Raw genomic sequence first — 6,362 nt, 5'->3', positions numbered from 1 at the left:
ATAAGAATGATACAGAAAATCAAGGATAATCAAAAAAACAATGAATTCTGTTGATAAGCATTCATACCAAAGGCTAAAGACCTTTGAAGTTTCTGTTTTGTGGGTTTTAAAATTCCTCTATCCTGTTATTTGGTTTGATGTAGTAGGGTAGGGCAAAAATTCCCCATTTTTTGTTTATCGATGGCGGTAGATGACCATCACCCCCCCAAAAATAACCCCACAAACCCCTAAAATAACTAAGAAGTTAGGGAGTGCATCTCCTAAAAATATCCCTAAAATCAAGGAGAATACAACATCAAGGTAGCTAACACCAGCGACAATAGCTGCTTTTTTTGCTACGCCAAAGCTTTTGGTAATATGGATTTGATAAATTGCACTTAATGCCCCCATAATCAGCACCAATATCCATGCTTTTAAGCTTGGAAATTGGAATTTTGCAATTAAAAAGTCTAATTCTTTAGGTGCATAAAATTCACCGATAAACATAGAGATTAGCGGTATAATTGAACCCACAATCATAAAACCCAAAGCAATAATTTCTGTACTAAAACTTGCTTTAAGTTTTCTGGCACTTAGCAAAGAGAGTGCAGAGAAAAAGCCACAAGCTAGACCGAGTAATAATTCCCTGAATCCGACTTCAATATTTAGCATCCAAGGTTGTGAGATAAATAAAACACCCAAAAATGCAATGCTAATACCTAAGAATCCTCTCCAGCCAATATTTTCACGAAAAATTAAAAAGGCGATAAGTGTGATAAAAATAGGAGAGCTTTTATGGAAAGCAAAAGCACCCACTAATGTTATGTGCTGGATATTGTAGAAAAAGAGGTAGAGGGCAAGAACACCTGCGATTCCACGAAAGATAAGAAGGCCTATTTGAGATTTATTTTGTTGAAATTTTTGCTGAAAACGTTTTTTTGCTTTGAAAAATAGATAAATAAGAAATAATGTTGCAAAAAAATTTCTAAAAAAAGCAACCTCGATAGAAGGTAATTCTTCCCCTAATAGTTTTACGCATACACCTAGTAATGCAAAATCAAGACAGGCAAGAATCATAAAATAAATACCAAGATTATGCTTGATGATTTTTAGCATTCTAATCCCCGCTTATTAAAATTAGAAGTATTTTACAACAAAAAATACATATAGTGTTTAAAATAGTCATTAATACAAAAAGCAATCTTTTTTATGTATAGATATGTTATAATTTTGGCTGTTGGTTGATATTTTCTCCAAGAGAGGTTGGATTGATTAAAAAAATTTTTTTATCTTTACTTCAAAAACATTCTGAAGAATTGCACTTGGAACATTCTCATTTAACAGAATTACCAGAAAAATATTTGCATAAAGATATTAAAAGTATTCATCTTGCATACAATCACTTTAGTAGCATTCCGAAGAATATTTTTTGGAATACCCGCCTCGATGCCCTTGATTTTTCGTATAATCGATTGCAAGAAATTCCTGATTCTATTCAAACATTACATCATCTTTTATGGTTGAATCTTAGCCATAACCCACTGCAGTTTTTAAGCCCTTTTTTATTTAAACTCCCCCAATTAAAATACTTGAATGTATGTGGAGTTCCTTCTGAAACACTGAATCAAATTCCACATTCTTATTCAAAAGATTTGTATATAGAGGGCTTATATTATCAGGAAAGACTAGAAAATAGCGAAGAATGGATAGATGCAATTTGGAAATGGGCAGAAAAATATCGTATTCCTGAGGCAGTTTGGGTGGATATGTTACAGATTCATATTGGGTTTAATCGTCGTAAAGAACATTTAATGACACTTAAGGAATTGCATATCGAGGGACTCTTTATTGCAGAGATTCCTTCAGAATTAGCCCAATTACCACAGCTTGAAAGGATTTTTATTTCTAATAATCCGCTTAAAGACATTCCTTGCGAAATTCTATATATGCCAAGCTTAAAAGAGATTCATGCTAAGGGTTTACAGAGCATAATAAAGCACAAAAAAAGAAAAAAGAATCTAAGAATCTATACCTGAAAGCATCTAGCTCAATGCTAAATGCTTTCAGGATTTAGGTTAAGAATATAGTATTCTTAATTAAGCATACGCATCAATTTTATTGTCTTCAATAACTGAAGGCATTGATGTACCTGCCAAAGCCGAGCTTGCCAACCCGGCACTCCCTTGAGTTGCTTGTTCCATACCACTTAACAAGCTTCCCATTAAGGTTTCCTGTGTGTTGAGAGCTTTTTTGATTGCATAGATATTCGCTTGTGCAACCGCTCCATCAGCCATTCCTGAAATATTCATGGTTTGCCCTTTATTAAAATTTGTAAGATGGACAGACATTATATCGGCATCCTGCAAATTTTCTTAACCTCAAATGAGATGCCTTGAGTGTTCAAGCAACGCAAAAACTATTATTTTTTGTTGTTGCTTAAAACTCTTTTTTACTTATCAGCCCTTTTGCATAGCCTCTTTGGCATATTTTTCGCCCAATTCAAATGCTTTTTTGTTTAATTCAACAACTTTTGCTGGGACTTTTTCTATCATTGTGTTATAGACAAGGTCACGGTCAACACATTGAGTAAAAGTTACAGTTACCGCCAAAGCAACAACGGATTGTGTTACAACATTGCCAACCTCTTCTTTTGCAATTGTGATGATAGGAATGCTATAGATTTTGAATTGATCTTTATCTCCTGCCGAAGGGGTAACAAGATTGGGTTCTACAACAACAATACCTCCTTTTTTAATGCCATCTTTGAATTGGTGATAGCTGATATCGGCTGTTGAAAGCATAAAGTCAATTTCTCCTTCATTTGCATAAGGATATAAAATTTCCTTATCATCAAGAAGAATATCTACCTTTGTTGGTCCCCCACGTACTTGAGAAGTATAGGTTGCTGCCTTAACTCCATAGCCTTTATTGCGGATTTTTGCTTCTGCAAGAATCTCACCTGCCAAAAGAACGCCTTGTCCTCCTACTCCCGTGAAACGAAGCTGTACTCTCATTACTTGCCCCCTTTTTGTGCCTTAGCAATCACTTCTGCATAAGCCTTGCAGTATTCTTGCTGTGTTGTGTCATGCTTTAAAAGACCGGTGGGGTATTTACCCTTTTGTTCCTCTTCACTCAAAGTGTCAAACTTTTTCTTTGAAACAATGCGAGATTCAATCCAATTTAAGGTTTCTACTGCTTCACCCATTTTGTTTTTTCTTCCCAAGTTGATGTGGCAGTTGCTAAAAACATCAAAGAAGCTAAAGCCTTCATGTGAGAATCCTTCTTTAAGCACTTTTTCAAGTTTTTTGGGGTCTAACACACTTTCCCTGGCGATAAAAGTTGCACCTGCAGCATCAGCTAAACGACATGCATCGAATTCTGGATCAATGTTGCCGTATTGTGCGGTTACCGTCCACATTCCTTTAGGAGTTGTTGGCGAAGTTTGAGAATTTGTCAAGCCATAAATAAAGTTATTAATCAAGACATAATTGATGTCAATATTACGACGACAAGCGTGAATAGTGTGGTTTCCGCCAATAGCAAGCCCATCTCCATCACCACCAACAACAATTACTTTCTTTTCTGGGTGTGCAAGCTTAATTCCTGTGGCATAAGCAAGAGTTCGTCCATGTGTTGTATGGACTGTATTACAGTTGATATAAGAAGAAAAGCGTCCGCTACAACCAATTCCGCTCACAACGCAAACATCATCCATATTCCAGCCTAAAGCATCAATCGCACGAATCACGCTTTTTAGGATAATTCCATCACCACAACCCCAACACCATAGTGTTGGCATTTTATCTACTCTTAGGTATTCATCATAATTAAATGCCATTTATAGCTCCTTAATTGCATTGATTATCTCTGAAGGAGAAAGAGGGCGTCCATTTGCTTTGCCCAAAAATTTTACATCTTTTTTCATTACACGTTCAATTTCGCGTAAATACTGCCCTTTATTTAACTCTGCTACAAGAATTTTGTCAAATTTCTTACCAATCTCTTGTAGTTTTTTTACAGGAGATGGCCACAATGTGATAGGTCTAAATAAGCCAATTTTTACACCATTCTCACGCATTCTATCCACCGCTTCTTTGGCACTTCTTGAGGTAGAGCCATAGGCAATAAGAATGCGGTCTGCATCTTCACATTTATATTCTTCATAGCTTTCAATACGATCTTGCTTGTGAAGAATTTTATTAAATAAGCGATCGATGAGGTTTTGAGAAAGTTTTGCATCTTCTGTAGGAAAGCCAAGTGGACCATGATGAAGTCCTGTGATATGGTAGCGGTAACCCGTAAAGAAAGGATTTAAGACTGCAGGTTCATCTTCTTTACGCTCATAAGGCTTATAATCTTTTGGATTACCCTCAAAAGTTTTACGATTCACAATATTTTTTTGAATGTCAGCCAAATCCGGAAGAACTGCTCTCCCATACATGTGCCCAAGCGTTTCATCAAGTAATAAAAATACGGGTGTCATAAATTCTTCTGCAAGATTAAAAGCACGTACAGCTTCTGTATATGCTTCTTCAAGGCTACCCGGACAAAGTGCAATAGACTGATAATCCCCATGCGTTGGATTTGCCGCTTGTAAAATATCGCCTTGTGCAACCCTTGTAGGAAGTCCTGTTGAAGGTCCTCCACGCATAACATTTACAATGACTAATGGAATTTCAGCCATAAAACCTAAGCCAATTTGTTCAGACTTTAAAGAGATTCCTGGTCCAGAGGTTGCAGTCATTGACTTAACGCCAGACATTGCTGCACCCAATGCAACAGAGATTCCGCCAATTTCATCTTCCATTTGGATAAATTTCCCACCCACTTTTGGAAGTCTCCAGCTCATATCATGTGCGACTTCACTAGAGGGAGTAATGGGATAACCACCAAAAAACCTACAGCCTACATCTACGGCTGCCAATGCAACTAATTCGTTGCCGCTTGCAATTTCCTCTCTACTCATTCTACTCTCCTATCACCATAAACCGATTTTCTTTAATCTTTTGTGCTCTATTTTTTGACTCTTCTGTTAATTTAGCAAATTTAAATTCTGATTTTTCTGCAACATGAATTGCAAAATCCGGGCAATGCAATTCACAATCATTGCACCCTATACAGCTATTTGCTTCAATCACTTTAACAATCTTACCCAAAACATATTGGCTACCAGATTGCATTGCTAATGTTCCACTAGGACACAAAGAAACGCAAAGATCGCAAGCCTTACACCGACTTTCATCTACCCATACAGGCGTATTAGCAGGGGCTACCATTTTTGCCATATACTTTTCCTTTAGTTAAAATTCTGCCAATTATGGCTTCAAACACTTCAAGAAGCTAGAATCAGCCTCAAAGCCTCCTTAAAAACCTTGAGGCTGATTCTAGCCCTTTTTTAACAAACTTGATGAGATTTTAAAGTTTGAATTAAGCTTTGCACAGACTGGATAGACCTTGCAAAAAGTTCTTTTTCCTTATCTGTTAATCGAATCTCAAACACTTTTTTAACGCCACCTTGCCCAAGCAACACAGGTACTCCCGTACAAACATCACTATAACCGTATTCACCTTGCAATAAAACAGAGCAAGGGAGAATTTCATTTGTATCTCTAAGTATTGCGTTTGCCATTTTTGCAACAGACATTGCTGGTGCATAATAAGCTGAACCATTCTTGAAATAATTAACAATTTGTGCACCACCATTACGTGTTTTTTGAATAATGTCCTCTATCTCTTTTTGACTAAGTAAATCAGTCAAGGGAATTCCGCCTACAGAGCTTAAACGTTCCAGAGGTAGCATATCGTCACCATGCCCACCCATCACAGAAGCTGTAATATGTCCAGCACCAAAACCTAATTTTTCAGCAATAAAATAACTCATCCTCGCACTATCTAATACACCTGCCATCCCAATAACCTGCGATGCTTTTAGGCCTAAGCAATGGAGTGCTGTATAAACCATTGCATCAAGGGGGTTTGTAACCATAACAATAATTGTGTTTTGGAGATAGTTACTGAGGCTACTTAGGGCAGTAGAAACAACTTTTGCGTTTGCTAGAAGTAAATCATCACGACTCATTCCGGGTAGTCTTGGTGAACCTGCACAGAAAAATAGAATCTGGCAACCCTCAATTTCACTCGCTTCTTCCACAACATGCACCTGTGTACTACTACCTCGCAAAATTGCTGATTGCATTGTATCTAACGCGACTCCCTTGGCAACATCTATATTGCTATCTTTAATCCATATTTCGTGACATAAATTATAATTTGCAAGAATCTGAACGAGTGTTCCACCAACTTTACCAGCACCTAAAACGCATACTTTTTGATAGCTTTGTGTCATCTGCTATTCCTCTTATAACAAAGTTTTACATATAGAA

The 6,362-nt window shown here is 36.9% G+C and carries 8 protein-coding genes; 1 reads left to right on the top strand and 7 read right to left on the bottom strand.

The features are described from left to right. Window positions 1–174 precede the first annotated feature (174 nt). The gene (locus CCZ01_RS05125; protein ID WP_112052155.1) at window positions 175–1,095 is read right to left on the bottom strand and encodes a DMT family transporter; all 921 of its coding nucleotides are present in this window, start codon (window positions 1,093–1,095) and stop codon (window positions 175–177) included. 152 nt (window positions 1,096–1,247) lie between these two features. Between CCZ01_RS05125 and CCZ01_RS05120 the strand changes: the two genes are divergently transcribed. Then, window positions 1,248–2,015: a leucine-rich repeat domain-containing protein gene (locus CCZ01_RS05120; protein ID WP_181566321.1), complete on the top strand. Its 768-nt coding sequence runs from the start codon at window positions 1,248–1,250 to the stop codon at window positions 2,013–2,015. A gap of 60 nt (window positions 2,016–2,075) precedes the next feature. Here the strand turns inward: CCZ01_RS05120 and CCZ01_RS05115 are convergent, their stop codons facing one another. From CCZ01_RS05115 to CCZ01_RS05090, 6 genes are all read right to left on the bottom strand, one after another. Further along, the gene (locus tag CCZ01_RS05115) at window positions 2,076–2,327 is read right to left on the bottom strand and encodes a hypothetical protein (protein WP_112052153.1); all 252 of its coding nucleotides are present in this window, start codon (window positions 2,325–2,327) and stop codon (window positions 2,076–2,078) included. 108 nt (window positions 2,328–2,435) lie between these two features. Then, window positions 2,436–2,993: a 2-oxoacid:acceptor oxidoreductase family protein gene (locus CCZ01_RS05110; RefSeq protein ID WP_112052152.1), complete on the bottom strand. Its 558-nt coding sequence runs from the start codon at window positions 2,991–2,993 to the stop codon at window positions 2,436–2,438. Next, window positions 2,993–3,817 (bottom strand): 2-oxoglutarate ferredoxin oxidoreductase subunit beta, encoded by an 825-nt coding sequence (locus tag CCZ01_RS05105; RefSeq protein ID WP_112052151.1) that lies wholly within the window; start codon window positions 3,815–3,817, stop codon window positions 2,993–2,995. Before CCZ01_RS05105 ends, CCZ01_RS05110 begins: the two co-directional genes overlap by 1 nt. Next, entirely contained in the window at window positions 3,818–4,945 is a 1,128-nt protein-coding gene (locus CCZ01_RS05100) for a 2-oxoglutarate synthase subunit alpha (protein ID WP_112052150.1), read from the bottom strand. 1 nt (window position 4,946) lies between these two features. After that, window positions 4,947–5,264 (bottom strand): 4Fe-4S binding protein, encoded by a 318-nt coding sequence (locus CCZ01_RS05095; protein WP_112052149.1) that lies wholly within the window; start codon window positions 5,262–5,264, stop codon window positions 4,947–4,949. Window positions 5,265–5,374: 110 nt separating this feature from the next. Next, complete coding sequence (locus CCZ01_RS05090; protein ID WP_112052148.1) at window positions 5,375–6,325, bottom strand: malate dehydrogenase; 951 nt, start codon at window positions 6,323–6,325, stop codon at window positions 5,375–5,377. Window positions 6,326–6,362 lie beyond the last annotated feature (37 nt).

The sequence above is a fragment of the Helicobacter monodelphidis genome (assembly GCF_003288845.1).
Taxonomy (GTDB): Bacteria; Campylobacterota; Campylobacteria; order Campylobacterales; family Helicobacteraceae; genus NHYN01.
Note: the sequence above shows the minus strand (reverse complement) of the source record. Positions and strands in the feature narration are given on the sequence as shown.